Below are 26,832 nucleotides of genomic sequence, written 5' to 3' on the forward strand. Positions count from 1 at the left end.
ACACGGTAGCCAGGCTGACTTATTGTTTCAATCCTGCAATTAAATTTATCGTTAATGCTACTACAAACGTGTTCAGCAAAAAGGACAATAAACCATGCGCCAATGCCGTGCGCCGGATCACTCTGCCGGTGATTTCCACATCGGAAACCTGGAAGGTCATACCGATCACGAAAGCGAAATAAGCGAAGTCGATATAGTCCGGTTTTTTTTCTTTGGGAAACTCCAGTCCTTCTGCCTGTTTGGTATTGTCATCTTCTGCATCGTCGTAATACAAATGGGTATAATGAAAAGTGAGCGTAGTATGTACCATTGTCCATGAAGCCAGCATGCCGGAAACGGCCACCGGGAGATACAGGATCTTTGAAAGACCGGTCAGCTCTTTTGACAACATCATTAACAATACCAGTACCAGGCTCGCTACAGATGCTACTACCACTGTTAATGTAACGAAAGTGCGGCTGCCATCATCTATCCTCGCCCAGGTGCGGATCTCTTCAATGGTACGGTTGAAAAAAACAATCCACCCGGTGGTGATATAGGAAATGGCGAAGATATTCCATAACAATGCAGTCAGCACCAACGGATGCATTGTTATCTTCAGTAATAAAAACGCAATAAACACCAGGAGCGTGAATCCCAAACTTACCAGCACCCGTTGTAACGGATGCATACTCACCAACAGGGAAGCGACTTTCTTTTTTTTCATAGCAGACAACTTGATCTCTAAAGATACCTAAAAATAAGAGCATCTTACCTGCCGCAAGGAAGTTCGCTTGGCATTATCCATTCTCTTAAAATAATATCCAACAGATATTTCGTAGCATATAAAATGACTGAACGGGTAAGATCTTTGTTAAACACTTTGGAAGAAATCTGAGAAACCCGGCATTAGAAACAACTGCTTCCTGCAACCTTTTTTTGTTTATGACGTCTGATATATACGATGTACCCAGGACGCCTTCCTATTCTTTCGGATGAAGACATGATAAAAAAAATCATGGAGGGCGACCCTCATGCGGCTACCCTATTGCTCCGCAGCACCGAAAAACTGGTAGCAAATATTATCTTTAAGATGATCAGTAACCCGTCGGACAGAAAAGACATAATGCAGGATATCTATCTCAAGGTATTCAGGTATCTTCCGAAATTCCGTTTTCAATCCCGGCTGTCTACCTGGGTTGCGCAAATCAGCTACACCACCTGTTTAGACCATTTGCAAAAATACAGGCCGGAACTGACCGACATTCCTGATGATGATAAATTGCTTTTACGCGAAAGCGCCTGGCAGGAAATCAACAAGGATACATTAGATGCCAGCCAGCTACTTTCCCTGAAAGAAAGAGCAGAGATCCTGGAAAAGCTTAGTGCTGCGTTACCACCTGTCTACCGTACACTTATTACTTTATTTCATAAAGAAGAGCTCAGTATTGATGAGATCATGAACATCACAGGACTTCCTGCCGGAACAGTTAAAAACTATTTGTTCCGCGCAAGAAAAGTATTGAAGGAACGATTACTTGATTATTACTCAAAAGAGCATTTATGAGCAAGATACATTTAAGTGAAGAACAGCTCCAGCGCTATGCACTTGAAGAGTTCGCGGACCCGGCGGCTGCCAGACACATTGCGGATTGCCTCCACTGTCAAATGCAGATCAGGACTTACCAAATGCTGTATAACCATATCAAAGAAAGCGAAGTTCCCTTACCGGATTTCGAAACAGCGCATCTCATTCCTGATCTGTTGTCTGCAGCTAGTGCGCCCGACAGAAAAGAGGCCTGGTATCTATATGGCTTGCTGTTTGGCGCCATCGGCCTGGTGACCGCAGGGTTAATAGCGTGTTGGAGTACGATCAGCTGGATCTTTTCGGGCATCGCTGCGGTGGGCCTTGTACCGGGATTGTTGCTGTTATCCGGCGTATTGATCATGCAGTTTATGGAACTATATAACACTTACCGGAAAAAGATCAGGACATTAAATCTTGAGTAAAACTGCAACCTGAAAACCGGTATGAAGGTCTAATGATAAATAACGCATCAGGGGCATGCCGGCTTCATCATTACTAAACAATTTACGCAGATGAAGAAAATAATTTTAGTCCGTTTTTTAAATGCGCACACGGCTTCCGGAAGTGCTGATGGCGGTTTCACGCTTGCCAATGGCACCTATGTTCCCGATGTAATTATCCGTACCGTCATCATCATCCTGCTGTTCTATGTAGTAACGGGTTTTTTGCTAACGCTGATCCGGATGCTACTTAATTATCGTCTTAAAAGCAAGATGATCAGCCGGGGGATTGATGTCACTGAAGTAGAAAAGATGCTGCGGATTGGTGTGGAAAGTAAAGACTATGCGGCGAAATATTTTTTCCTGTTACTGAGTGCCGGTATCGGTTGCGCAGTAGTGAACAGCTTTCCATCCGGATGGCTTTCAGCAGGCATGCTGGCCTTCAGCTTGTCGTTAGGTTTCGCCGGGTATTATTATTATCTGAAAAAGAGAAAAGAAACATGGTAAGCCCGTTATGAAAAAAGATCTGCTACTTGCTTTATTATTCCTGCTTTTGCTGCCCGCTATCCAGGCCTGTAACAGTAAACCTGAAAAGGTTGCTACGCTGCCGCAGCGAAAAAGCAGCTACGTTTTCTCTGTTTTAACGGAGGTTCCTGCATTACCGGTTATCAGCCAGAACGCCTCGGGTACCTGTTGGAGTTTTTCCACCACTTCCTTCCTGGAGTCCGAGATCATCCGGTTGAAAGGAGAAAAAATTGATCTTTCGGAAATGTATTTTGTGAGATGCGCCTATTTACTGAAAGCCAGGAATTATATCCTGCGGCAAGGCACTGCGCGCTTTACTGAAGGCGGCCTTAATCATGATCCCATCATCAGCTCAGTTGAATTCGGGGTATTACCGCAAACGGTATATACCGGTCTGCTAAACGGACATACGGAACATAACCATTCCGTGATGTTTAAAGAGCTGGAAAGCACCGTAAAAAAATATGCTGACCCTGCCAATAAGCTGGGCACCGGATGGAAAAAGGAAGTACCTGCCAAACTGGATAGTTTTTTAGGAAAGGCGCCGGATGAATTCCCGTATGAAGGAAAGACATACACCTCTATGAGCTTTCTTGCCTATACGCAGTTAAACCCGGGTAATTACCTCACCATTACATCTTTTACGCATGTTCCTTTCTATAAACCCTTTGTGCTGAGTATCCCGGCGAACTGGGCCAATGAACGGTTTTACAACCTGCCCCTCGATGAATTTATGGAAAACATAGATCACGCGATCGAAGCAGGGTTTTCCCTCGCCCTCGACCTGGACGGGACCGAGCCTACGTTTACTGCAGAATTAGCTGTATTACCTGAAAAGCAGGAAGATAAGGAGCTGATACTTACGGAAGCCCGGCCGGAAAAGAAAGTGACCCAGGAAATGCGGCAATCTTCCTTTGAGGATTTCAGCACTACAGACGACCACCTTGTGCATATTACCGGCAAGCTGAAAGACCAGTACGGCAATATCTATTATAAAGCAAAAAATTCGTGGGGACCTGAAGCAGGGAGACATGGATTCATTTACCTGAGCGTTCCTTATATGAAAATGAAAGGAATCTCTGTGCTGCTTCACAAAGATGGACTGACGGATTCAACCAGGCGTAAGCTTTTTTAAGAGTGAGAAAGCGTAAATAAAAAAGGGTTCTTCCAAACAGAAGAACCCTTTTTATTTGTACCACGTACGGGAATCGAACCCGTGACTCCTCCGTGAAAGGGAGGCGTCTTAACCCCTTGACCAACGCGGCGCATCATTTTCGGATTGCAAATGTAGGATGTTATTCTAAATTTCCAAAAAATATTTTCATAACCTAAAATTATATTGATTAATAAGGGTATTGATTGTAAATTCGCTCTCGATTTTTTCATACTCAAATCACGATGTAAAATGGGAACTACTCTCAAAATTGGTATTAATGGTTTCGGTCGTATCGGCCGTTTGGTATACCGCCAGATTTACAAAATGCCCGGCATTGATGTGGTAGCTATCAATGACCTCACCAGCCCCAACGTGCTGGCGCATTTGCTGAAATACGATTCAGCACAGGGTAGATTCGATGCAGACGTTAAGCATTCTGAAAGCGCAATCAATGTGAACGGTGAAGATGTGAAGATATATGCACAGAGAGATCCGTCTCAAATTCCCTGGAAAGAACATAACATCGATGTAGTGATCGAATGTACCGGTTTCTTTGCTGACAGGGATAAAGCGGCCGCTCACCTTACTGCCGGCGCTAAACGTGTTGTTATTTCTGCTCCTGCTACAGGTGATCTGAAAACGATTGTTTTCAACGTAAACCACGAAATCCTGGACGGCAGCGAAACAGTTATTTCCTGCGCATCCTGCACCACCAACTGTCTCGCTCCTATGGCGAAAGTACTGCAGGACAGCTACGGTATTGCCACCGGTTTAATGACCACCGTTCACGCTTACACCAACGACCAGAACACCCTGGATGCGCCGCATCCGAAAGGTGACCTGCGCCGTGCCCGTGCTGCTGCGGCCAACATCGTACCTAACAGTACCGGTGCTGCAAAAGCTATCGGCCTGGTATTACCGGAACTGAAAGGCAAACTGGACGGTAGTGCACAACGCGTTCCTACCATCACCGGTTCTTTAACTGAGCTGACTACCATCCTCAATAAAAAAGTAACGGTTGACGAAGTTAACGCTGCTATGAAAGCTGCTTCCAACGAATCTTTCGGTTATACCGAAGATGAAATTGTAAGCTCTGACATCATCGGTATCCACTTCGGTTCCCTGTTTGATGCTACACAAACCAGGGTACTGACTGTAGGTGAGCACCAGATGGTTAAAACCGTTTCCTGGTACGATAACGAAATGAGCTATGTATCTCAGCTGGTGCGTACTGTGAAGTACTTCGCCGGTTTGATCAGCAAATAATAATTATAACAGGTACTCCCGGTGCAAACCGGGAGCCTTTAAATTCCGCGGAACTACACCATAGCAGCAATTGGCCAGCATTACCTGGTTATATACTCGCTTTGCGCTGTTGGTACCGCGGTTTTTTAATTTACCCCTTCTCGTTATCTTAAATTGATACATTATGAGCAAATTTTCTGACTATAACTTCAACGGCCGCAAAGCCTTGATCCGCGTGGACTTCAACGTGCCCCTGAATGATAAATTCGAGATCACGGATGACAACCGTATGCGCGCAGCAGTTCCTACCATCCAGAAAATCCTGAAAGATGGCGGCGCCGTTATCCTGATGTCTCACCTGGGTCGCCCGAAAGATGGTCCTACTGATAAATACTCTTTGAAACACCTGGTATACCACCTCATTTCCTTACTTGGTGGCGCAACCGTGAAATTCGCGGAAGACTGCGTAGGTCCTGTGGCAGAAAAGGCGGCAGCCGACCTGCAAATGGGCGAAGTACTGCTGCTGGAAAACCTGCGTTTCCACAAAGCCGAAGAAAAAGGTGATGCCGCATTCGCTGAACAGCTCTCTAAACTGGGCGACGTATACGTAAACGACGCATTTGGTACCGCTCACCGTGCACATGCGTCCACGGCAGTGATTGCACAATACTTTGCACCAGAGAACCGTATGTTCGGTTTGCTGATGGAAGCAGAAGTAAACAGTGCACAAAAAGTACTCAACGACGCAGCATCTCCCTTTACTGCAATCCTGGGCGGCGCTAAAGTGAGCGATAAAATCCTGATCATCGAAACCCTGATGGACCGTGCCAACAACCTGATCATTGGCGGCGGTATGGCCTACACTTTCCTGAAAGCCCAGGGCAAAGAAATTGGCAGCTCCCTCTGCGAAAATGATAAACTGGACCTGGCGAATGAACTGGTAGCCAAAGCAAAGGAAAAAGGCGTACAACTGTTACTGCCGGTAGATTCCATTGCAGCGGATAAGTTTGCAGCAGATGCAAATACCCAGGAAGTTTCCAACGATAATATTCCTGCGGGATGGATGGGCCTCGACATAGGACCTAAGTCTGTAGCCCTTTTCAGCGAAACCATTGCTGCCTCCAATACTATTTTATGGAATGGACCAATGGGCGTATTTGAAATGGCTGCTTTCCAGGCTGGTACCAAAGGCGTGGCCGAAGCCATTGTAACGGCTACTGCCAAAGGAGCTTTCTCCCTGGTGGGTGGCGGTGACTCTGTTGCTGCAGTAAACCAGTTCGGGATTGCAGATAAAGTAAGTTATGTTTCCACCGGTGGTGGCGCATTACTGGAGTTCTTTGAAGGAAAAGAACTGCCGGGAATTGCCGCTATCAGCTAAACTGCCGGCTAATTATATCCACAAAAAGCTATTACAGCGATAACCGTATGCAAAGATTTAACTTGCTGCAGCGGTCTATCCCCGTAATAGCTTTTTGCTTTTTTATATCTTGCAGCTAACCATTAATAATTTCCTGTCATGACTAAACGCTTTCTCTGGTACCCCGTGATTATTGGCATTTTTGCGGCGCTGATCTGGGTAATCCTTCAGAAGGGACAATCTTTACCGGTGAATGCGCACACGGTTATCACTCCTGCACCGGCAGCGGCGGCTATGGCCACCGGCGGCTGGTGGCGCTACCTGGAAAACCTGAAACACCCGCTGGGACTGTTACTGTTGCAAATCATCCTGATCATGCTGGCAGCGCGGGTATTCGGACTGATCGCCAATAAACTGAAACAACCGGCAGTGGTAGGTGAAATCATCGCGGGTGTGTTGCTGGGTCCTTCCCTGCTGGGTTGGGTGGCGCCGTCATTTTCCGGCTTTTTATTTCCGGCAGATTCGTTGAAAAACCTCCAGTTCCTCAGCCAGATAGGACTTGCCTTCTTTATGTTTATTGTTGGGATGGAGCTGGATATCAGTAAAATCAGGAATAAAGCGCATGACGCGGTGATGATCAGTCATGCCAGTATTATTATTCCTTTTTTCCTCGGCGTTTGGCTGGCATATTTCCTTTTTACACAGTTTGCTCCTGCCAATGTCAGCTTTTTATCTTTCGCGCTGTTTATGGGCATCGCCATGAGCATTACCGCTTTCCCGGTGCTGGCGCGGATTGTACAGGAACGGAAACTAACCAACACGCCCCTGGGCATCATGGCCATTACCTGCGCTGCCGCAGATGATATTACCGCCTGGTGTATCCTGGCGGTAGTGGTGGCCATTGTGAACGCTGGCGGGATAGTGAGCGCCCTCGTGACCATTTTACTGGCAATTGCATTTGTAGCCGTGATGTTACTGCTCGTCCGCCCCTGGCTGAACAGAACCATGCAGGCACAAATGGCGAAAGACCATCAGAAAGCAGCAGTATCCCTGATATTTTTTATGCTGCTGATATCTGCATGGGTGGCAGAAGTGATTGGGATACATGCCTTGTTTGGCGCGTTCCTGGCGGGTGTGATCATGCCGCATGGCACCAATATCAGGCAACTGCTGACAGATAAGCTGGAAGATGTAAGCGTATTACTACTACTTCCTATCTTCTTTGTGTATACCGGGTTAAGAACGCATATTGGTTTATTGAACCAGGGTGATCTCTGGGTAGTATTTGGGATGATCATGCTGGTGGCTGTAGCGGGAAAATTTGGGGGCAGTACCATTACAGCGCGTTTAATGGGTCAAAGCTGGCGGCAGTCGGTTTCTATTGGCGCATTAATGAATACCCGGGGATTAATGGAGCTGGTGGTATTGAATATCGGGTTTGACCTCGGCATCTTATCGCCGGAGATATTTGCCATGATGGTGCTGATGGCGCTGGCCACCACCTTTATGACCGGACCGTTACTGGACCTGGTAGCCTTTAGTGAAAAACGTAAAGGCCTGCTTACTACCTGATATGAGATTATTGATAATAAAAAAAGAGACCAGTGATGATCACCGGTCTCTTTTTTATTTCGTATACCCTTGCGGGTGATTATTTCTTTGTGGTAGTTTTCTTTTTAGCAGTAGTCTTCTTTTTAGCGGTATAATGATGCTTTTTGGAAGAATAATGTTTTTTGCTGCTGGTAGCAGTTGCTTTTTTAGCGGTGGTATTCTTTTCTGCCATTTTCACCGGCGGCGGGAATTTGGATTTATCTACCCCAACTGCTTTATCGTCCAGGGTCATCTGAACAGATTCTTTCAGCATTTCATTTTTTTCTGCCATGAACTGCTTCATCTTTTCCTTAGGGATGCGCAGGTCGTAGTTATTTTCGGCGCTGGCCATTGCTTTGGAGAAGCCCGGGTTGAAGCGGTCTAATTCGGCCACGTTCATATCCAGTTTCTTTGCAATTGCTTCCAGGCGGTATTTGCCGGTTACATTGATTTCCACCGTATTGAAGATCTCCTCTTCTGTTAACGGGCCTCTCGCAACGGGAGCAGACAGGTTATCTGCTACAGGCACATTTACAGTGATGGTGTTATCTTCACTTACACCGAAGAAGTTATTGAACTTATCGAGAATATAACCGGTAGCAATGAATTTGTAAACATGGTTACGCGATTCTGCAGGCAGGAAGTACTGCATGCCCCAGAAATCGGTACGTCCGCTGGCTTTGATAGCGCGTTGAACGCCACCTGCGCCGCAGTTGTAAGCGGCAACTACCAGTAACCAGTCGTCGAACTGTGCATACAGCTGATTAAGGAACTGGGCAGCGGCCAGGGTAGATTTATAGAAATCTTTTCTTTCGTCTATTTTCTTACCTACGCTCAAACCAAAGATACGGGCGGTTCCGGCCATAAACTGCCAGGCGCCTACCGCTCCTACCCTGGAACGGGCATTGGTGTTAAAGCTGGATTCGATTACTGCGAGGTATTTCATTTCCTCAGGGATACCATTATCGCGGAACACCTTTTCAATCATATTGAAATAAGGCTGTCCTTTATCGATCATGATTTGCAGATGCTGACTATACCGGGTGGCATAGTTACTTACGTAACCGGCAACCAGGTTATTGTTGATCTGTTCATACACTTTCGCACTGCGAATGGTGTTAGGCAGGCTTTGAGCAGCTTTCTTCACTGCCACGGATGTTGGCGATGGCAATAAAGCAGTATCTTTTGGTAAACGTACCTTGTGATTCAGCTTTACTACAGAGGTATCGGGTGAAAATACCGGATACGCCATCTCTTTAGGATTGCTATTGCCCCCCATTGCACTCACACTCACTAAACTTATTGCTGGCAACAGCAGTAGTAAAAAGATTTTTCTCATACAATTTATTTTAAACAACAGTAACCTGCTCCTTAGCCATCAATTGATGCGCTATATGTAACAAGTTTGCTTCGCTAAACTTCTTTGTGATGATCTGTACACCGTATGGCATTCCGTTTGAATGCCGGTACAAAGGAACGGATATAGCCGGAACCCCTGCCAGATTTGCCAGTACCGTATAAATATCAGCCAGGTACATAGCTATAGGGTCATCAGTCTTCTCCCCTAATTTAAATGCTGTGGATGGCACAGTTGGCATTAAAATGGCGTCGTATTCTTCTAATATATCGTTGAGTTTTTCTGTTACAAGACGCCTAACCTGTTGTGCCTTAGTATAATATGCGTCATAATAGCCTGCACTCAGCACAAAAGTCCCTAGTAATATACGACGTTTTACCTCTTTTCCGAACCCTTCGGATCTACTTTTTTTGTAAAATTCTGTCAGATCCAGGTTCTTTTCAGCGGTTCTGTGTCCATATTTCACCCCATCAAACCGGGATAAGTTGGAGGATGCTTCCGCTGTAGTCAGTACATAATATGCCGGAACTACATGGTCAAGGTATTCAAAACTTTTTCCTGATACCGTATGACCTAAAGACTGCAAACTTTCAAAGAAATCAATATAGCCGTTCTTCATTTCCGCGTCCAGCCCATCATGGTACTGTGCATCCCTTAAATACGCGAATTTGAATGTTTTATTGTTTTCCAGGTCTGCTTTATAATCCGGAACTTCTTTTTGGGAAGCAGTACTGTCAAACTCATCCGGACCGGCAATCGCCTGTAGAACTGACGCCACATCGGCAATATTCTTGCCAAAAATGCCTATTTGGTCAAATGAAGAGGCGTAAGCGATGAGTCCGTAGCGCGAAATACGTCCATAGGTGGGTTTCAGGCCAACTATACCGCAGAAGTCGGCCGGTTGCCGGACAGAGCCACCGGTATCACTACCAAGACTTACCTGGCATAAGTCTGCCTGTACTGCTACGGCAGAGCCTCCGGAAGAGCCGCCTGGTACGCGGGTATTATCCAGGGCATTCAGCGTGGGGCCATAGGCAGAGTTTTCATTGGTAGACCCCATGGCGAATTCATCGCAGTTGAGATTACCGATGATAATAGCATCTTCTGCCAGCAATCTTTCGACGGCGGTAGCAGAGAACAGGGAAGTGAACCCTTCCAGTATTCGGGAAGCGGCGCTTACATTATGGCCTTTATAGCAGATCACATCTTTAATACCTACCACCACACCCGCGAGTACGCCCAGCTTTTCCCCGTTTTTGAGGCGGGTATCAAGCTCGCGTGCTTTCTCCAGGGCTTCCTCTTCATACACTTCCAGGAAGGCATTCAAGTGTTTTAACTGAGCTATACGGTCGAGGTAATAACGCACCCTCTCCGCACAGCTTGTGCTGCCGGCGTATAATGCTTTATGGAAAGTGATTATACTGCTGAATTCAGACAAGACTAAACCAGTTAAATTAAATTAACAGAAAAATACTCCTTTTAGGGAGTTGGCTACAATATTATGCTTTTGGCAGTGGAGCTTCTTCAGTGCTGGTATGTGGTGCATCTGTAGTGGCCGGTGCTGCAGCCTGAACGGGCTTTTCCCTCATTCCTTCTTCGATTTCCTGGCGCACATTGTTCTTTGCGTCATTAAACTCGCGGATACCTTTACCGAGGCCACGCATTAATTCGGGAATTTTTTTACCTCCGAAGAGCAGCAATACTACCACAGCAATCAACAGCAGCTCGGACATTCCAATGTCCTGAAGGATCAAAAATGATGAATTTAAAAAAACAGCAGTCATCTTCTCAAATGTTTAAAAGTTCAGTCAACAAAGATAGCAGATATAATCGGCTTTTTTACCGTTATGGGCAATCCTGCGCTAGTTTTAATACCATTTTAAGCACACGAAAAAAGCGGCACCGGTAATGGTCCCGCTTTTAACAAATTTCCCTGTATTTATACTAAACCCTTTTTTCTTTGATACGGGCTTTCTTACCAGCACGTTCGCGCAGATAGTAAAGCTTAGCTCTTCTTACTTTACCTACCTTGTTCAACACGATACCATCGATATGAGGAGAGTAAAGCGGAAACAGTCTTTCCACACCAATGCCATCAGAAATTTTTCTAACAGTGAAAGACATTGTTGATCCCGTACCCTGGATTTTCAACACATCACCTTTAAAGGACTGAATCCTTTCTTTATTACCTTCCACGATTTTATAGTTGACAGTGACGTTGTCGCCTGCTTTAAACTTCGGGTACTGTTTGTTAGCTGTCAGTTGTTCGTGAACAAACGAAATTGCGTTCATCTTTCAAATATTTATGGGAGTGCAAAAGTAAGTCAAGAAATAGCATTTACCAAATTAAAAATCAAGAAATTATCCCTGTCAAATGGTAAAGCGCTCTATATGACCTATGTATCATTAAGTTATAACAGGTCAGGCCTGCGTTGTTTTGTTCTTTCTACTGATTCCTGGTGTCTCCATTCGTCGATCTTTTTGTGATCTCCGCTCAGGAGGATTTCCGGCACCTTCCAGCCACGGAACTCTTCCGGGCGGGTGTATACCGGCGGCGCTAGTAAATTGTCCTGGAAGGAGTCTGTAAGGGCGCTGGTTTCATTATTCAGCACACCGGGCAGGAGGCGTCCGATGGCATCCACCAGTACGGCGGCACCCAGCTCTCCCCCGCTCAGCACGTAATCGCCGATCGAGATTTCCTTGGTGATAAAGTGATCGCGGATGCGCTGATCGATACCTTTATAGTGCCCGCAAAGCATGAGCAGATTGCCTTTGAGCGACAGCTGGTTGGCCATTTTCTGGTTCAGCGTTTCGCCATCGGGGGTGAGATAGATTACCTCATCGTACTGCACTTTTGCCTGGAGCGACTCAATCGCATTTACAATAGGCTCCAGCATCATTACCATTCCTGCGCCACCACCAAACTGGTAATCGTCTACCTGGTTGTGTTTCAGGTTGGAATATTGCCTGAGCGGATGTACATGTACTTCCAGTAAGCCTTTTGCCTGTGCCCTCTTCATGATAGAGTGTGACAGCGGGCTTTCGAGCAATTCCGGTAATACGGTGATTATATCTATTCGCATGATTGTGTGCCCTTTATAACAGTTGAATCCATCAGATCAACCAGTGTATAATTCAATTAAACCATCCGGAAGGTTGAGATGTACCGTCTGGTTCTTCTTGTCTACTTTCACCAGCGACTGTTCATTAACCGGCAGCAGGGCTTCTTTGCCCTTGATGAATACTTTTACGAGTACCTGCATAGGCATTTCAATGACTTCCTCAATAGTGCCCAGGGGGCCATATTGCTGGTCTTCCACGGCAAATCCCAGCAAAGCAAGGGGTGCAGAGGAAGCGGTTTGTTGTTTGAAGTCTTCTTCCTGCAGGTATACCTGAGCGGGCATCAGTTTGTGTGCGGCTTCCTTGGTATCTATACCTTCCAGCTTGATGTATACGCTTTCTGTATCCTTTACGGTTACCTGCTGTATAAAGTAGGGAATAAAGCTGTTTTTCCGCTCTTCCAGGAATATAACGGTTACACCTTTCAGCGCGGATCTTTTGCCGAGGCTGTGCCTTAAAACCAGGTCGCCCTGCAAACCGTGCGCGGAGGCCAGTTTACCTATACTGAAATAATTACTCATAATTTTTTGCTGTCGGACTTTAGCGGATCAGGTAACTGATTGCTGATGAGGCTATTAACAAAAATTAAAAAAGGAAACATTTGCGGTTGCAAATATTTCCTTTTTCAGGTATTGTTAAAACGTTGCCGTTTTATGCTTCGTTACCTTCTTCTGCTGCTGGTGCTTCAGTCGCTGGAGCAGCCGGAGTGTCTTCTACCTTTCTTACGATTGGAGCAGCAATCCTTGCTTTCTTGTGACCGTCGCGGCGGGCAGAAACTTTCTGTTCGTGTTCAGCTTGCCATTGTGCGAACTTCTGGTAAGCAGTAGGCTCGTCGAACAGGTTCAAAGTAACACCTCTTAACAGGTGTTTCAAATACAATACACCTTTGAATGACAAGATTCTTCTAACAGTGTCGGTAGGTTGTGCACCTTTCTGCAACCAACGCAATGCCTTTTCGGTATCGATGTTGATGGAAGCCGGAACTGTTAAAGGATTGTAAGTACCAATTTTCTGGATGAATTTACCATCTCTTGGTGCGCGGGCGTCGGCTACTACGATAAAATAGAAAGGCCTTTTTTTCGCGCCATGTCTCTGCAGTCTGATTTTTACTGGCATAAATAAGTCGAGTTATTTTTTGCGAGTTAGGAAATATTGTTTAATTAGGGATGCAAATGTAATCAGTAAGTTGGTATTTGCAAAAAATATTTATATCAATCTGATCCGTTTATCTCACCATTCCTTTCAAACCCTTACCACCACCGCCAAATTTATTCATCATTTTCATCATCTGGCGCATCTGTTCAAACTGTTTCATGAACTGGTTGACGTCCTGGATGTTTTTTCCGGCGCCTTTTGCGATGCGTTTTCGGCGGCTTCCGTCGATCATATCCGGGTCGGCACGCTCCGCCTTCGTCATAGAGTTGATCATGGCCTCAATGCCCTTAAAAGCGTCATCGCTGATGTCCAGGTCCTTCACTGCCTTCCCGACGCCGGGGATCATGCCCATCAGATCTTTCAGGTTACCCATTTTTTTGATCTGCTGGAGTTGTTCCTTGAAATCGTCGAAATCGAACTGGTTCTGGCGGATTTTCTTTTCCAGCTTTTTGGCCTGTTCTTCGTTGAACTGTTCCTGGGCGCGTTCTACCAGGGTGGTGATATCCCCCATTCCGAGGATACGCTGGGCCATACGTTCGGGGTAGAAAACATCGAGGGTATCGAGTTTTTCACCCATACTTACGAACTTAATAGGCTTTTCCACCGTGTATTTGATGGTCAGTGCCGCACCACCGCGGGTATCGCCATCCAGTTTGGTGAGCACTACGCCGGTAAAGTCGAGGCGTTCGTTGAACGCTTTGGCGGTATTTACCGCATCCTGGCCGGTCATGGAATCCACCACGAACAGGATTTCCTGTGGTTTCACCGCAGCTTTTACGGCGGCTACTTCGTTCATCATCACTTCGTCCACCGCCAAACGGCCGGCAGTATCGATGATGATAACGTTGAAGTTATTGGCTTTCGCGTGTTTGATGGCGTTTTCAGCGATCTGAACGGCATTTTTATTTTCCGGTTCGCTGTAAACTTCCACCCCTATCTGCTCGCCCAGTACTTTCAGCTGGTCTATCGCCGCAGGGCGGTAGATATCGGCTGCTACCAGCAAGGGTTTCTTATTTCTCTTTGTTTTCAGGAAGTTGCCCAGTTTACCGGAGAAGGTGGTTTTACCCGAACCCTGCAAACCTGCGATCAGTACAACGGTAGGATTGGATTTGAGGTCGAATTCTGCTTCGGTGCCGCCCATAAGTTCGGCCAGTTCGTCCTTTACGATCTTCACCATGAGCTGTCCGGGCGAAATAGCTGTTAACACCTTTTCTCCCAGCGCTTTATCCTTTACTTTATCTGTAAATTCCTTGGCAATTTTATAGTTCACATCCGCATCCACCAATGCACGACGGATCTCTTTAACGGTAGAGGCGATATTTATTTCTGAAATCCGGCCTTCCCCTTTAAGCTGTTTAAACGCGGAGTCTAGTCTCTCTGATAATGATTCAAACATTGTTGGTATTTTAAACGGACTGCAAAAGTATATTTTTTTGCGGATTCTCGCGGATTTTGTCTTACTCAGGATTACGCTGATTATACTGATTACCCGGATTTGATCATTTGGGATTAAAAAAGATTAGCGAAGAATGTTGTGGTTATTATCTACCGCAACAAGCTTCGCTAATCTTTAAAAATCTTTACAAAATCAACTAAAAACTCAAGGTAATCAGCCTAATCAGCGTAATCCTGAGTAAGACAACATCCGCGTTATCCGAGGTAGTTGCGCAGCAACTTGCTCCTGGAGGTAGTTCTTAATTTGGTGATGGCTTTGTCTTTGATCTGGCGTACGCGCTCGCGGGTCAGGCCAAATTTTTCGCCAATATCTTCGAGTGACATGGGATGTTCAACGGCGATGCCGAAGTACAGCATGATCACATCTTTCTGACGGTCTGTTAAAGTAGAGAGTGAGCGCTCGATTTCGCGGCGGAGGGAATCGTGATGATCCAATTCCTCGTCTGCGCTAACCGCATTCGGGTTTTCGAGTACATCCAGCAGGGAGTTATCTTCCCCGTCGATAAAAGGCGCGTCCATAGATACGTGGCGGGCAGCAACACCGAGGGTTGCTTCCACTTCTTCCGTATTGATTTCGAGGATGGTAGCCAGTTCATCGGGAGATGGTTCTCTTTCATATTCCTGTTCCAGCTGGGAGTACGCTTTGCTGATCTTGTTGCTCAGGCCCACTTTGTTAAGCGGGAGGCGAACAATCCTGGATTGTTCTGCCAAAGCCTGCAGGATAGACTGACGGATCCACCAAACGGCGTAGGAAATGAATTTAAAACCGCGCGTTTCATCAAAACGTTGAGCAGCTTTAATTAACCCGAGGTTCCCCTCGTTGATCAGGTCACTGAGCGACAGGCCCTGGTTCTGGTACTGTTTCGCAACGGATACCACAAAGCGGAGGTTTGCTTTTGTAAGCTTCTCCAACGCTCTCTGATCGCCCTGCTTGATCCGGATAGCCAGGTTTACCTCTTCTTCCGGCGTAATTAAATCCACTTTCCCAATCTCCTGCAGATACTTCTCCAGGGATTGTGATTCCCTGTTGGTAATGGATTTAGTGATTTTAAGTTGGCGCATTGACATAGAGTCGGAACAGTTACAGGTTAATAAAAAGTTAAGATTTGATGAATGCCTGACAAAAATAACTTTTTTTAGATAGCCACCAAAAAAAATCTATTGTTTTTAAATCATTTCCAAATAAAATCGATTGATCATTAAGGGCTTGCAAATGTCGCGGAAATTCGCCACTATAGAGGCGAAGCAGACAGCGCTATCATATGTGGCTGTTTTATATTTATTATAAATGTAATATATATAGTTTTATTAAGACGTGTAAAGTTTTTATGTATTCTATAAAAAAAAACCGTAAATTATTTTGACAGAGTAAAATATTTTCTATAATTGCAACTGGATGATATTGATTTACTAATTATTTGAGAGATGTCTAAGAAAGTGCTTTATGAGTTAGAATTTCCGGTAAGGTGCTCACCCGGTATCCTGTATGAATTCTTATCGACCCCTGCCGGTTTGCAGGAATGGTTCGCCGATAGGGTTGATTTCAGGGATAATGTTTTTTCCTTTTCATGGAACGGTACTGCTGAAGAAGCGGAAGTACTGGAACAGGAAGAGGATGAGTACATCCGGCTGCACTGGACGCATGCTCCCAAAGAGGAATATTTTGAGTTCCGCATACAAATTTCTGAAGTAACGAATGAAACTATCCTGGTAGTAAAAGATTTCGCAGAGAAGAAAGAAGTGAAGGACCAAAGTCAACTATGGGAATACCAGGTGAAAGATCTCTTCCACCGCATCGGCAGTTAAGCCCCTTTATTTTCAAGTATATTGAGTAGCGCAGCATAGGCCTCCACTACATCAGTAATTATTTTGCCCCAATGACCGATCACGAAAGGTTTAGCCACTTTGATGAAATCGTTCCGGCTAATCAGCGTCTTCCACTCATCTAAACTTAAGGTGTTTATGAAACAGTAATTTCCGTTTTCGAAATCATGCTCCCAGGGATCTTCCTGAACATATACCTGAAATCCGGCTTCCGCCAGTTTTGTGTAACTGCTTTCAAGAACAGGACTGTAATAGCGCTTCACGTTACCTGCCAGGTGCAGGGTAGCGCTAAAATAATGCCCCCACCAGAACATGGTGCGAAACGCAAAAACTTCCGTTTTACTGAAATAACGCGGGTAGTCCAGCATTACCCAGGGCAGCCCCTTGTACTGCTCCCCCTTTGAAATTTTACCGCCTTGCAGCAGCCACTCAGGCTTAAACGGGAAACTACTGTTACGGTCGTACGCTGCCAGCGCTTCCTGCAGCTTCCCCATCAATACCATTACCTTCCCTATTGCACTGTTTTTCAGAAGAATAAAGTGCGTGCTTTCTATAACGGCTGCTTCTTCCGGTGTTAATTCAAAACTTTCCATATAAATTTTAACGGTATTTTCAGGTTCTCCCTAACACTCCTTTGTGAATTCGTGCTAACTTTACCGTTTAGGAGTATCCTGACCAGTAGAATACGAAGATCGGGATTCCATCTTTTTAATACCGCATTATCAGTGAAAAAACTCGACAAACTAATTATAAAAACCTTTTTGGGTCCCTTTGTAGCTACCTTCTTTGTTACCTTATTCGTACTGGTAATGCAGTTCCTCTGGAAATATGTGGACGACCTGGTAGGTAAAGGCCTGGATACGGGTGTGATCATACAACTCATTGCCTATACCAGCGCCACGCTGGTAACCCTGGCCCTTCCCCTTGCAGTGTTGCTGTCTTCCATTATGACCTTTGGTAACCTGGGAGAAAGCTTCGAGCTGGTGGCGTTAAAATCTTCCGGCATTTCCCTGTTGCGCTTTATCCGCCCGCTGCTGCTGGTATGCTCCGTAATCGCTTTCCTGGCCTTTTTGTTTGCCAACTATGTGATCCCCGTTGCCAACCTCCAGGCCAAATCACTGCTCTACGACATTACCAACTCCAAGCCAGCCTTTAATATCAAGGCGGGCGTATTTTATAAAGATATTCCCGGCTATACCATTAAGGTAGCCCAAAAGGATAAAGACAACCAAACCATCCACCAGGTGATGATCTTCGACCACCAGAGTGGTGGCGGCGACCGCATCATCCTCGCGGAAAAAGGACAGATGGTACTTACGGCCAACAAGCGTTTCCTGTATTTCATCCTGGACAATGGCTGGCGTTATGAAGAGCGGAACAACCGCGGATACACCGTTCCCGGCGACATGATCAGGCTGGGCTTTAAAAAATACAGCAAAGCATTTGACCTGAGTTCATTTGCTTTTAACCGCCTCAACATGGACCTTTTTGCCTCCAACCAGCAAATGCTGAACGTAAGGCAACTGGATGTAGCGATAGATTCCCTGCAGAAAATAGAGAACCAGTACAGTAAGACCGTAAATTCGTATGTTACTGTACGTTACCCTTTCTTCAAATGGAAGGATTCCGCCTGGGCTGCCAGCGCCCCACCGTTGAAAGCAAAAGAATTTGAAGATATTATACCGGAGAAGAGCCTCCGTACCGTGTTGGAAAGAGCAGAGCAGAATGTCCGTGAAACGCAGAGCGCCCTCGAACAGCCTACCCAGGAGTTTGAAGACAAGCATGGTGTAATCCTGATGCACAAAGTAGAATGGCAGCGTAAATTCACGCTTGCTGCTGCCTGTATCGTGATGTTCCTGATAGGCGCTCCGCTGGGGTCCATTATCAGAAAAGGAGGATTGGGCACACCACTGGTGTTTGCCGTGATCTTCTTTGTGATTTTTAACGTATTTTTCATGATAGGTGAAAAGATGGCGAGAAATGGCGTGATGTTCACCTGGTCGGGCATGTGGCTATCAAATATGGTGTTACTCCCCATTGCAGGTTTCCTTATTGTTAAGGCTATGAATGACTCACAGCTTTTTAATAAAGAGTACTATTTTCGCGTTATTCAACAAATAAAAAAGTTCTTACAAAGATTTAGAAAGAAAGAAGTTCTTAAAGAGATTTAAAGCAACCTACAATTTAAAACCTACAGACTTGAAAACGCTGTTTACACTGTTCAGAAAGAACTCCTGGTTCTTTCTGCCCTTCCTGCTATGGCTAATAGTGGGCGGAGTGATGTTAGCCACTTACAGCCAACGGGACCTGTTTCTCAGTATTAACAGAGAACATTCCGGCTGGGGCGATGTTATTGTTACCGGGCTTACCTACCTCGGTGACGGAATTATGTTTGGAATAGTGCTGTTCCTGATGCTGGTAACCCAGCGGTTCCGGCTATTCTTTATCGGGCTGGCAGTGCTGCTGCTGGTCACCATCGTAGTACAGATGGCCAAACATTATTATAATGCACCACGCCCCATCTCCTATTTCGGAGATGAAACGGCTACGCTGGTGCATACGGTCAGATGGGTTAATGTGCACAGCAGTTGCAGTTTTCCTTCTGGTCACTCCGCAGCGGCTTTTGGCATGTTCAGTTTTCTGGCCGTAATTGTGCGCAATAAAAAGCTGGGATTGCTGTTATTAATAATGGCGCTTGGCGCCGGTTATTCCCGCATTTACCTGGCGCAGCATTTCTTTATAGATGTATATGCTGGCAGCATTGTGGGAACTTTAAGTACTGTCATCGTGTATGGACTTTTCAGTTTCCGGGACACCAGGTCGTCGCCGGAAGTATGTGCAGAGGCGCTTTTACAGGCCAATGCCACTACATAGCAAGGCATCATTACGAACGGTCACAAGCTGACCGTTCGTAATCCAATTTTTTAAATACTTTCAATGAAATACCTATTGATTGCCCTGGTGGCCGCTTTACTATTTATACCTTTTCTTGGGGCCGTACATTTATTCGACTGGGATGAAATCAACTTTGCGGAAGCAGCACGCGAAATGATTGTAAGCCACAACTACAGCCAGGTGCAGATCGATTTTCGTCCTTTCTGGGAAAAACCACCCTTATTTATATGGATGCAGGCGGGAAGTATGCACCTTTTTGGGGTAAATGATTTTGCTGCCCGTTTTCCTAATGCTATCATCGGCATTGCCACACTGATCAGTTTATTTGCCATCGGTAAAAAAACAGTGGATGAAAGATTCGGTTTCTGGTGGGCGCTGGTATATGCGGGCTCCTGGTTACCGCATTTTTATTTTAAGTCAGGTATCATAGATCCTACATTCAATTTCTTCATCTTCCTTTCTATTTACTTTGCCTATCGCATCGGGTATAACCATAAACCTTTCCGTATGGCCATTCTCAGTGGCTTATTCCTCGGACTGGCTGTATTGACCAAAGGACCGGTAGCCATACTGGTAGCTTTATTGTGCCTGTTGATATACTGGATCTGGAATAAAGGAAAGATCAGCATCCGGTTTTCCCACCTTGGTTTAATTGCCTTGTTTGCCTGTATTACCACGCTGTTGTGGTTTGGATATGAGATTGCAGCGCATGGCTGGTGGTTTGTCAATGAATTTGTGGCTTACCAGATCCGCCTGCTTACTACGGAAGATGCCGGTCATGGCGGCCCTTTCTATTATCACTGGATTGTATTGCTGATAGGCTGTTTTCCGGCGAGCACGTTTCTTTTCACCTATTTACAAAGCAGGAAAAAAACGATCTACTCCACTCCTGCCGCCATTGAACTGAAGGATTTCAAAGTATGGATGTGGGTGTTATTCTGGGTAGTACTGATCCTTTTCTCTATTGTAAAAACAAAGATTGTACATTATTCTTCGCTGTGTTATTTCCCACTGTCTTTTCTTGCGGCCTGGCAGGTATACCTGCTCTCCGAAGGAAAGCAGCGGCTGCGTGGCTGGAATATTGCCCTGATACTTTTCATCGGTATTGTGCTCGGATTGGCAATTGCAGTATTGCCACTGGTAGGTGTTTACAAAGACATGCTGATCCCGTACATCGGTGATAAATTCGCGGTAGCCAACCTGCAGGCAGCCGTGCCCTGGTCGGTAGCAGAAGCCGGATATGGCGCGGGTTATATTATACTTGTTATTATAAGCAGTGTATTACTGATACGCCGGAAGATCAGCAAAGGATTGATGTGTTTGTTTATCAGTTCCATATTGGTGATACAGGTAACAGTAGTACATTTTGTGCCCAAGATAGAAGCCTATTCACAACGCGCTGCCATAGACTATTTCATTTCCCTGCAAGGGAAAGACGTATATGTGAAAGCGTTGGGATACCACAGTTATGCGCAGCATTACTATTCAAGAGAGCTGCCACATTCCAATAAAAACTATTACAACGAAGACTGGCTCCTGAATGGCCGGATCGACAAGCCCGCCTACTTCATTTGCCGTATTACGGATAGTGAGCCTTACCGGCGCCACCCTAACCTGGAGGTGATTGGTGAGAAGAACGGCTTCGTGTTCCTGAAGCGGAAATAGCGGATTTTGTCTTGGCTCAGGATTACGCTGATTATACTGATTACTTTGATTTTTTACTTTTGATTTTATAAAGGATTAAGGGAGATAGAAGCGGATATACTCGCTTTTATCTCCCTTAATTATTATTTTAAGAAAATCAAAAAAATCAAAAAAAATCAAAAAAAGTAAAAATCCAGCTAATCAGTATAATCAGCGTAATCCTGAGCTAAGATAAAATCCGCGCCGGAGGCGATTACACCGCTGCTTTATAACGTTTCTCCACCTCATCCCAGTTAACGGCATTCCAGAAAGCGTCAATGTATTCCGGGCGTTTGTTCTGATGTTTCAGGTAGTAGGCGTGTTCCCATACGTCGAGCGCCAGGATGGGGGTGCCCTTATCTTTCACAATATTATGCATCAGTGGATTGTCCTGGTTAGGTGTATTGATGACAGCCAGTTTCTTATCCGGGGTTACGATGAGCCATGCCCAGCCGGAGCCGAAAACAGTTTTTGCGGCATCATTGAATTTTGTCTGGAATGCTTCCCAGCTGCCGAAAGCGCTGGTGATGGCTGATTTCAGCTTATCAGAAGGCGTCTTTTTTGTGGGAGACAATAATGTCCAGAAGAGGGAGTGATTATAATGTCCGCCACCGTTATTGCGAATGGCTTTATCTTTGTCCGTCACTTTGTTCATGATTTCTTCGAGCGACAGTGTTGCAAACGCTGTACCGGCGAGGTTATCATTCAGGTTCTTCACATAGGCAGCGTGGTGCTTATCGTGGTGAATTTCCATAGTGAGCTTGTCGATATGAGGCTCAAGGGCGTCATATGCGTAAGGCAACGCAGGTAGAACAAAGGGGGCTTTAGGATCGGCAAAGGCCGGCTGGCCGGATACAGAAGAAGTAGCCAGGCTGCTCAATGGCCCGCTCAGGATGGCGGCGCCTGCAAGACTGGTAAGCTTGAGAAATTCTCTCTTATCCATGTTTTATTATTTAAATATATTATTGAGTAATAAAGATCGAGTCAGGCCGGGAATGCCGCAAATATTAAACCAAATCTCGTTGGTGGAGAGAGATGAAAACTAATATTAAAACTAAGGTAAAAGTATAAAAACGATGATTTAATATCAAAATAAAGGGAAACTTTTACTTTGTTTTCATATTAAATTACTATTTTACCTTACATTCATATCATTTTTGTAATGAAAAGTTGCAATTAATTGTGTGATTGCCAGATATATTTATCCCGGGCCTGGCAGGCAAACAAAGGAACCTGTTCATTAACCCGCCAATGCGCCAACGTAATAACCGATCAGATATAATTAATATTTTAAGCGAATACTAAAGAGCAACAGGAATTGCTTTACACACGATAATTTAGCGTCATTCAGTGCAAGCAATCCTGGTCCAACCTCGATAAAGCAGGAAACATGATACAAGAGTACCTCAGGAAACAACAGGATAAGAGCAATGACTACAAGCCTGTTTTTTATGATTTGAAGCGCGCACAAGACCTTCAGTCCTTCGAGACCCTTCTGGAAACCCATCCGCACCTACGCATCAACGATCATATCGACTCTCAGTTAAAGGAGCTGATGAAAATCAGGAATCCTACCAAACGCTTGACTGCAGAGGAATACGAGGAAAAAGTACAGGCACATCTTGGTGGTATTTCCCCCGAAAAAATATGGCGTGTGGGTATACTATCCCTGGAATGACCAGCTGGTGCACCTGGTAAATGAAGCGGAGTTTATTGAGTTACGTACCAGCAGGAACCAGCATAAAATTACTGCGGAAGAAATTGCGGTATTGTCAAAAAAGAAGATCGGCATTGTCGGCTTATCCGTTGGGCAATCGATCGCATTAACGCTGGTCATGGAGCGTATCTGTGGCGAACTGCGGCTGGCGGACTTCGACCGGCTGGAGCTGACCAACATGAACAGGATCCGTTGTGGTGTGCACAATATACAGTTGCCGAAAGTGGTGATAGCCGCCCGTGAAATTGCGGAGCTGGATCCGTTTATTAAAGTGAGCATTTACCAGGATGGCATGACAGAAGCCAATATGGATGACTTCTTTACCGGCGGTGGCGTGCTGGATATTTTTGTGGAGGAATGTGATGGCGTTGATATTAAGATATTAAGCAGAATAAAGGCAAAAGCGCTGAAAATACCGGTTGTTATGGAAATGAACGACAGGGGCATGATAGATATTGAGCGGTTTGATCTTGAACCAGACCGGCCGCTTATGCACGGTTTGATACCGGAGGTGAATATTGATACCTTAAAGGGTTTAACGGATGCCGAGAAGCTGCCCATCTTCAGTCCCATGCTGGCGCTGGACAAAGCATCTGACAGGATGAAATTCTCCCTGGGTGAGATTGGTAAAACTATTACCACATGGCCCCAGCTGGCCTCTTCAGTTGTACTGGGAGGAGCCCTGGTTGCCGACACCTGCCGTCGTATCGCCCTGGATCAGTTAAAGAGTTCAGGCAGGTATTACATAGATTTTGAGCAGTTGATTGTTTAACATACTTATGCCTTGTATAAGCGCTATTCCGCAATGTCATGATTAATGTAAGGGTATTTAGGGCTCCAGATGATCCTGAGGCTTGCATGAGATTTTATACCGGTCACCTCAAGTTGCTGGAAATTTATTTTGGTATTGCCCAGGTAACATCCGGCAGCGCTGACTGGATGCAACATGAAAATACAATAGTGATCATAGTGGAGGACGATACTCGTACCAAAACATATGGTGGGGCACGTGTGCAGATTGCTGACGGCGTGTTACCACTGCCCATTGAAACGGCGATAGGCAAATACGATCCGAAAATATATTCATATGTAAAAAAAGGCAGTGCGGAGATCTGTGGAATGTGGAATTCCAAAGAAGTGGCCGGGATGGGAATCGGCAGCCAGGTACTGGCAAGAGTAGGTGTTGTATTGGGCGCACAGTTACCGATAGACACCTATCACGTGTTATGCGCACCCATCACCACCCGGGTAGGGAAACGTGTAGGTTTTGTTATAGATGAATCACTGGGGAATAACGGTACGTTCTTTTATCCGAAAGACGACTTCCTGGCCACCGCTATGGTGATCAACGATTGCTACGAGCTGCCACATGCCGATCCCAAGGAGAAATTACTGATTTCAGATCTGCGTGAAAATCCAATGCAATCTAAAATAGAAGTGGGCCCAAAGGGTTCCTACGAGGTAAACTACAGCCTCCGGATCCCTACACACGCCCACTTTACCCCTTAAAACAATTAATCGGGGCCGGTATTTCTGAAAAAAACATATAAATTCAAGCCTGATACTAATCTATTTTCGTGATGCTGTCCAAGATTGTTGGTTTATGGTCAATCTTTACCCTGTTAGTCCTGTTTCATGTAACGGCACAACCTGTTGTGTTTAAAAACAGCAAATCGCTGTTACAGATAGGTGGTTATCTTGAGCTATACACTGATAAGGCAGACACGCTCACTATTGCCTCGGCTCCCATGCAGGCATTCAAGGCTTCCGGGCAGGACGTACCCAACCTGCAGATCACGCCATATACCCAATGGGCAAGGTTTTCCATCAATAACCAGTCGAAAGCGGAGAAGCTGCTGCTGGAGGTGGAATATCCTATTATAGATGACATCACGCTATACGAACTGTTGCCGGATGGCACTATCAGGCAAACCCGGCTGGGGGAGTTTACCGCTTACAAAAACCGGGGATATGACCACCAGAATTATCATTTCCCTATACGGCTGCTACCGAATGAAACCCGCCAGTTCTATCTGAAAGTAAAGGCAGGAGAACAGCTACAGCTGCCGATTTACCTGGGCACCCCGGAAAGCATCTTTGAAAAGAACAACAAACGGGAGCTGATTTTTGGTATATACGTGGGCGTTATCCTGGCCATGGCTTTTTATAATCTCTTTATTTACATATCTACCCGTGACAACAGCTATCTCATCTACGTGAGTTATATTATATGCGTAGGGCTTACCCAGGTAACGCTGCAGGGTTATTCCTTCCGTTTCCTGTATCCCAACAGTCCATGGCTGGCTATGCACGCCACGGTGCTGGTGCCGGTGTTCAACGGGCTTACGGCGCTGGTGTTTATCCAGCAGTTCCTGTCTACCAAGGTAAACTACCCGCTGGGACATAAGCTGATGAATGCCGTGATTGTACTGTACATGCTTTGCTTTATACCTACCTTCCTGGATATGTATAATTATGCGCAGATACTTGTGCAGCTGGATGCTTTCCTCGCCGCGGTGATGGCCTTTGTTGTTGCCTACCGTATCAGTATGAAGGGAGTGAACGCAGCCCGTTTCTTCCTGTTGGCATGGTCAATATTCCTCATCAGTATTTTCGTTTTTGTACTGCGCAATTTCAATATCCTGCCGTATAACAACTTTACCTACTATGCGCTGCAGATTGGTTCCGGCGTGGAAGTACTGCTGCTGTCGTTTGCACTGGCCCATAAGATCAATGTGTTCAAGGCGGAAAAAGAAGCATCGCAGCAGATGGCCCTGGCTATTTCCCAGGAAAATGAAAGACTGGTAAGGGAACAAAACATCATACTGGAAAGTAAAGTAAAGGACAGAACTGAAGACCTGCAGGCTACCAACCTGGAACTGAACATGGCCTTAACTAACCTGAAAGATGCACAAACCCGGCTGGTGGAAAAAGAGAAAATGGCATCGCTTGGTCAGCTGACGGCCGGTATCGCGCATGAAATCAATAACCCGATCAACTTTGTTACATCCAATATCAAACCGTTGAAACTGGATATCGCTGATCTGAGGGAGCTGTTAAACCGCTATGATGAATTACCTGTGAGCACAGATATATCCAAATCGCTGGCGGATATTGCCCTGTTCAAGAAAGAAATTGATATTGACTACATCCACGAAGAAATTTCCTCGCTTATCAAGGGTATAGAAGACGGCGCTTCACGCACCGCCGAAATTGTGAAGGGGTTGCGTACTTTCAGCCGGCTCGATGAAAGCGAGGTAAAATCCATTGACATCCACGAGGGACTGGACTCCACGCTGGTACTGCTTCGTAATGCCATACCGCCTTATGTGAACATCATAAAGGATTATGCAGGCTTGCCGAAGATTGAATGTTACGCCGGTAAAATAAACCAGGTGTTCATGAACATTTTCAGCAATGCGCTGAATGCTATCAAAAGCAAGAAGGAGCATCACAATGAATTCATCTCCATTACCACCAGGCAGGAGAACAGCTTCATTGTTATTACCATTAAAGATACCGGTATTGGCATGTCGGAAGCGGTGCGGGAAAAGATCTTTGATCCGTTTTTCACCACCAAAGATGTGGGGGAAGGTACGGGGCTGGGGTTATCTATCGTATTCAGTATCATTGAGAAGCATAAAGGGAAGATTGTTGTGAACTCGGCGCCGGGTGAAGGAGCGGAATTTATTATATATTTACCTCTTAGTATCGCAAATCATTTATCCTAATAACCATAAGGCCCT

General features: G+C 45.5%; 27 protein-coding genes and 1 tRNA gene. 15 read left to right on the plus strand and 13 right to left on the minus strand.

The features are described from left to right. Window positions 1–19: 19 nt before the first annotated feature. Complete coding sequence (locus tag QFZ51_RS00215) at window positions 20–706, minus strand: DUF1345 domain-containing protein (protein ID WP_429042035.1); 687 nt, start codon at window positions 704–706, stop codon at window positions 20–22. Between the two features lie 276 nt (window positions 707–982). On the opposite strand from QFZ51_RS00215, the gene QFZ51_RS00220 reads away from it, so the two are divergent. From QFZ51_RS00220 to QFZ51_RS00235, 4 genes are all read left to right on the plus strand, one after another. After that, a complete protein-coding gene (locus tag QFZ51_RS00220) occupies window positions 983–1,546 on the plus strand; it encodes an RNA polymerase sigma factor (protein WP_429042037.1) in 564 nt (187 codons plus the stop codon). After that, window positions 1,543–1,989 (plus strand): hypothetical protein, encoded by a 447-nt coding sequence (locus QFZ51_RS00225; protein ID WP_429042039.1) that lies wholly within the window; start codon window positions 1,543–1,545, stop codon window positions 1,987–1,989. The genes QFZ51_RS00220 and QFZ51_RS00225 overlap by 4 nt, the downstream gene beginning before the upstream one ends. A gap of 90 nt (window positions 1,990–2,079) precedes the next feature. Further along, window positions 2,080–2,514, plus strand: coding sequence for a hypothetical protein (locus QFZ51_RS00230; RefSeq protein ID WP_429042042.1), 435 nt, complete (start codon window positions 2,080–2,082; stop codon window positions 2,512–2,514). 7 nt (window positions 2,515–2,521) lie between these two features. Then, on the plus strand, window positions 2,522–3,667 hold the full coding sequence (locus tag QFZ51_RS00235) for a C1 family peptidase (protein ID WP_429042044.1): 1,146 nt from the start codon (window positions 2,522–2,524) through the stop codon (window positions 3,665–3,667). A gap of 58 nt (window positions 3,668–3,725) precedes the next feature. On the opposite strand, the gene QFZ51_RS00240 is transcribed toward QFZ51_RS00235, so the two are convergent. Further along, a tRNA-Glu gene (locus QFZ51_RS00240) sits at window positions 3,726–3,797 on the minus strand. A 140-nt stretch (window positions 3,798–3,937) separates the two neighbouring features. On the opposite strand from QFZ51_RS00240, the gene gap reads away from it, so the two are divergent. From gap to QFZ51_RS00255, 3 genes are all read left to right on the plus strand, one after another. Next, window positions 3,938–4,954, plus strand: coding sequence for a type I glyceraldehyde-3-phosphate dehydrogenase (gene gap / locus QFZ51_RS00245; RefSeq protein WP_370913331.1), 1,017 nt, complete (start codon window positions 3,938–3,940; stop codon window positions 4,952–4,954). A 163-nt stretch (window positions 4,955–5,117) separates the two neighbouring features. Then, entirely contained in the window at window positions 5,118–6,311 is a 1,194-nt protein-coding gene (locus tag QFZ51_RS00250) for a phosphoglycerate kinase (protein WP_429042047.1), read from the plus strand. 138 nt (window positions 6,312–6,449) lie between these two features. Beyond that, the gene (locus QFZ51_RS00255) at window positions 6,450–7,862 is read left to right on the plus strand and encodes a cation:proton antiporter (protein ID WP_429042050.1); all 1,413 of its coding nucleotides are present in this window, start codon (window positions 6,450–6,452) and stop codon (window positions 7,860–7,862) included. A 79-nt stretch (window positions 7,863–7,941) separates the two neighbouring features. On the opposite strand, the gene QFZ51_RS00260 is transcribed toward QFZ51_RS00255, so the two are convergent. The 9 genes from QFZ51_RS00260 to QFZ51_RS00300 all read right to left on the minus strand — a co-directional run bounded on the left by QFZ51_RS00260 (window position 7,942) and on the right by QFZ51_RS00300 (window position 16,029). Continuing rightward, on the minus strand, window positions 7,942–9,219 hold the full coding sequence (locus tag QFZ51_RS00260; RefSeq protein WP_429042053.1) for a lytic transglycosylase domain-containing protein: 1,278 nt from the start codon (window positions 9,217–9,219) through the stop codon (window positions 7,942–7,944). 10 nt (window positions 9,220–9,229) lie between these two features. Further along, entirely contained in the window at window positions 9,230–10,675 is a 1,446-nt protein-coding gene (gene gatA, locus QFZ51_RS00265) for an Asp-tRNA(Asn)/Glu-tRNA(Gln) amidotransferase subunit GatA (protein WP_429042056.1), read from the minus strand. A gap of 61 nt (window positions 10,676–10,736) precedes the next feature. After that, window positions 10,737–10,991, minus strand: a complete 255-nt coding sequence (locus tag QFZ51_RS00270; RefSeq protein ID WP_429042059.1) for a Sec-independent protein translocase subunit TatA/TatB — start codon at window positions 10,989–10,991, stop codon at window positions 10,737–10,739. Window positions 10,992–11,181: 190 nt separating this feature from the next. Then, window positions 11,182–11,529: a 50S ribosomal protein L19 gene (gene rplS, locus QFZ51_RS00275; RefSeq protein WP_079473603.1), complete on the minus strand. Its 348-nt coding sequence runs from the start codon at window positions 11,527–11,529 to the stop codon at window positions 11,182–11,184. Window positions 11,530–11,648: 119 nt separating this feature from the next. After that, window positions 11,649–12,320: a tRNA (guanosine(37)-N1)-methyltransferase TrmD gene (gene trmD / locus QFZ51_RS00280; protein ID WP_370913337.1), complete on the minus strand. Its 672-nt coding sequence runs from the start codon at window positions 12,318–12,320 to the stop codon at window positions 11,649–11,651. A gap of 36 nt (window positions 12,321–12,356) precedes the next feature. Beyond that, window positions 12,357–12,878 (minus strand): ribosome maturation factor RimM, encoded by a 522-nt coding sequence (rimM, locus tag QFZ51_RS00285; RefSeq protein ID WP_079473601.1) that lies wholly within the window; start codon window positions 12,876–12,878, stop codon window positions 12,357–12,359. 130 nt (window positions 12,879–13,008) lie between these two features. Further along, window positions 13,009–13,473: a 30S ribosomal protein S16 gene (gene rpsP, locus QFZ51_RS00290; RefSeq protein WP_370913339.1), complete on the minus strand. Its 465-nt coding sequence runs from the start codon at window positions 13,471–13,473 to the stop codon at window positions 13,009–13,011. 109 nt (window positions 13,474–13,582) lie between these two features. Beyond that, window positions 13,583–14,908 (minus strand): signal recognition particle protein, encoded by a 1,326-nt coding sequence (gene ffh / locus QFZ51_RS00295; protein ID WP_370913340.1) that lies wholly within the window; start codon window positions 14,906–14,908, stop codon window positions 13,583–13,585. Window positions 14,909–15,162: 254 nt separating this feature from the next. Then, a complete protein-coding gene (locus tag QFZ51_RS00300; protein WP_079473598.1) occupies window positions 15,163–16,029 on the minus strand; it encodes a sigma-70 family RNA polymerase sigma factor in 867 nt (288 codons plus the stop codon). Window positions 16,030–16,392: 363 nt separating this feature from the next. Between QFZ51_RS00300 and QFZ51_RS00305 the strand changes: the two genes are divergently transcribed. After that, window positions 16,393–16,773, plus strand: a complete 381-nt coding sequence (locus tag QFZ51_RS00305) for an START-like domain-containing protein (RefSeq protein ID WP_079473597.1) — start codon at window positions 16,393–16,395, stop codon at window positions 16,771–16,773. On the opposite strand, the gene QFZ51_RS00310 is transcribed toward QFZ51_RS00305, so the two are convergent. Continuing rightward, complete coding sequence (locus tag QFZ51_RS00310) at window positions 16,770–17,384, minus strand: hypothetical protein (protein ID WP_370913341.1); 615 nt, start codon at window positions 17,382–17,384, stop codon at window positions 16,770–16,772. The two genes, QFZ51_RS00305 and QFZ51_RS00310, sit on opposite strands and share 4 nt — an antisense overlap. A 132-nt stretch (window positions 17,385–17,516) precedes the next feature. Between QFZ51_RS00310 and QFZ51_RS00315 the strand changes: the two genes are divergently transcribed. From QFZ51_RS00315 to QFZ51_RS00325, 3 genes are all read left to right on the plus strand, one after another. Further along, window positions 17,517–18,962: an LptF/LptG family permease gene (locus QFZ51_RS00315; RefSeq protein WP_370913342.1), complete on the plus strand. Its 1,446-nt coding sequence runs from the start codon at window positions 17,517–17,519 to the stop codon at window positions 18,960–18,962. 28 nt (window positions 18,963–18,990) lie between these two features. After that, the gene (locus QFZ51_RS00320; protein WP_429042066.1) at window positions 18,991–19,665 is read left to right on the plus strand and encodes a phosphatase PAP2 family protein; all 675 of its coding nucleotides are present in this window, start codon (window positions 18,991–18,993) and stop codon (window positions 19,663–19,665) included. A gap of 63 nt (window positions 19,666–19,728) precedes the next feature. Further along, window positions 19,729–21,351 carry an ArnT family glycosyltransferase gene (locus QFZ51_RS00325; RefSeq protein ID WP_429042069.1) on the plus strand — a complete coding sequence of 541 codons (1,623 nt, stop codon included), beginning with the start codon at window positions 19,729–19,731 and terminating at the stop codon, window positions 21,349–21,351. A 232-nt stretch (window positions 21,352–21,583) separates the two neighbouring features. Here the strand turns inward: QFZ51_RS00325 and QFZ51_RS00330 are convergent, their stop codons facing one another. Further along, complete coding sequence (locus QFZ51_RS00330; RefSeq protein WP_370913345.1) at window positions 21,584–22,312, minus strand: superoxide dismutase; 729 nt, start codon at window positions 22,310–22,312, stop codon at window positions 21,584–21,586. Between the two features lie 447 nt (window positions 22,313–22,759). Here QFZ51_RS00330 and QFZ51_RS00335 point away from each other — a divergent pair, with 447 nt between their 5' ends. The 4 genes from QFZ51_RS00335 to QFZ51_RS00350 all read left to right on the plus strand — a co-directional run bounded on the left by QFZ51_RS00335 (window position 22,760) and on the right by QFZ51_RS00350 (window position 26,817). Further along, window positions 22,760–23,047: a hypothetical protein gene (locus QFZ51_RS00335; RefSeq protein ID WP_429042072.1), complete on the plus strand. Its 288-nt coding sequence runs from the start codon at window positions 22,760–22,762 to the stop codon at window positions 23,045–23,047. Next, a complete protein-coding gene (locus QFZ51_RS00340) occupies window positions 23,022–23,858 on the plus strand; it encodes a ThiF family adenylyltransferase (protein ID WP_429042074.1) in 837 nt (278 codons plus the stop codon). Before QFZ51_RS00335 ends, QFZ51_RS00340 begins: the two co-directional genes overlap by 26 nt. Before the next feature lie 86 nt (window positions 23,859–23,944). Then, window positions 23,945–24,595: a hypothetical protein gene (locus QFZ51_RS00345; RefSeq protein ID WP_370913347.1), complete on the plus strand. Its 651-nt coding sequence runs from the start codon at window positions 23,945–23,947 to the stop codon at window positions 24,593–24,595. 71 nt (window positions 24,596–24,666) lie between these two features. After that, window positions 24,667–26,817, plus strand: coding sequence for a sensor histidine kinase (locus tag QFZ51_RS00350; protein ID WP_429051556.1), 2,151 nt, complete (start codon window positions 24,667–24,669; stop codon window positions 26,815–26,817). Window positions 26,818–26,832: the final 15 nt, after the last annotated feature.

It is taken from the genome of Chitinophaga sp. W3I9, from assembly GCF_050434025.1.
GTDB lineage: Bacteria > Bacteroidota > Bacteroidia > Chitinophagales > Chitinophagaceae > Chitinophaga.

Coding starts and splice junctions, on each gene's coding strand:
- QFZ51_RS00215 (WP_429042035.1), bottom strand. CDS start 706: ATGAAAAAAAAGAAAGTCGCTTCCCTGTTGGTGAGTATGCATCCGTTA.
- QFZ51_RS00220 (WP_429042037.1), top strand. CDS start 983: ATGATAAAAAAAATCATGGAGGGCGACCCTCATGCGGCTACCCTATTG.
- QFZ51_RS00225 (WP_429042039.1), top strand. CDS start 1,543: ATGAGCAAGATACATTTAAGTGAAGAACAGCTCCAGCGCTATGCACTT.
- QFZ51_RS00230 (WP_429042042.1), top strand. CDS start 2,080: ATGAAGAAAATAATTTTAGTCCGTTTTTTAAATGCGCACACGGCTTCC.
- QFZ51_RS00235 (WP_429042044.1), top strand. CDS start 2,522: ATGAAAAAAGATCTGCTACTTGCTTTATTATTCCTGCTTTTGCTGCCC.
- gap (WP_370913331.1), top strand. CDS start 3,938: ATGGGAACTACTCTCAAAATTGGTATTAATGGTTTCGGTCGTATCGGC.
- QFZ51_RS00250 (WP_429042047.1), top strand. CDS start 5,118: ATGAGCAAATTTTCTGACTATAACTTCAACGGCCGCAAAGCCTTGATC.
- QFZ51_RS00255 (WP_429042050.1), top strand. CDS start 6,450: ATGACTAAACGCTTTCTCTGGTACCCCGTGATTATTGGCATTTTTGCG.
- QFZ51_RS00260 (WP_429042053.1), bottom strand. CDS start 9,219: ATGAGAAAAATCTTTTTACTACTGCTGTTGCCAGCAATAAGTTTAGTG.
- rplS (WP_079473603.1), bottom strand. CDS start 11,529: ATGAACGCAATTTCGTTTGTTCACGAACAACTGACAGCTAACAAACAG.
- trmD (WP_370913337.1), bottom strand. CDS start 12,320: ATGCGAATAGATATAATCACCGTATTACCGGAATTGCTCGAAAGCCCG.
- rimM (WP_079473601.1), bottom strand. CDS start 12,878: ATGAGTAATTATTTCAGTATAGGTAAACTGGCCTCCGCGCACGGTTTG.
- rpsP (WP_370913339.1), bottom strand. CDS start 13,473: ATGCCAGTAAAAATCAGACTGCAGAGACATGGCGCGAAAAAAAGGCCT.
- ffh (WP_370913340.1), bottom strand. CDS start 14,908: ATGTTTGAATCATTATCAGAGAGACTAGACTCCGCGTTTAAACAGCTT.
- QFZ51_RS00300 (WP_079473598.1), bottom strand. CDS start 16,029: ATGCGCCAACTTAAAATCACTAAATCCATTACCAACAGGGAATCACAA.
- QFZ51_RS00305 (WP_079473597.1), top strand. CDS start 16,393: ATGTCTAAGAAAGTGCTTTATGAGTTAGAATTTCCGGTAAGGTGCTCA.
- QFZ51_RS00310 (WP_370913341.1), bottom strand. CDS start 17,384: ATGGAAAGTTTTGAATTAACACCGGAAGAAGCAGCCGTTATAGAAAGC.
- QFZ51_RS00325 (WP_429042069.1), top strand. CDS start 19,729: ATGAAATACCTATTGATTGCCCTGGTGGCCGCTTTACTATTTATACCT.
- QFZ51_RS00330 (WP_370913345.1), bottom strand. CDS start 22,312: ATGGATAAGAGAGAATTTCTCAAGCTTACCAGTCTTGCAGGCGCCGCC.
- QFZ51_RS00335 (WP_429042072.1), top strand. CDS start 22,760: ATGATACAAGAGTACCTCAGGAAACAACAGGATAAGAGCAATGACTAC.
- QFZ51_RS00345 (WP_370913347.1), top strand. CDS start 23,945: ATGAGATTTTATACCGGTCACCTCAAGTTGCTGGAAATTTATTTTGGT.
- QFZ51_RS00350 (WP_429051556.1), top strand. CDS start 24,667: ATGCTGTCCAAGATTGTTGGTTTATGGTCAATCTTTACCCTGTTAGTC.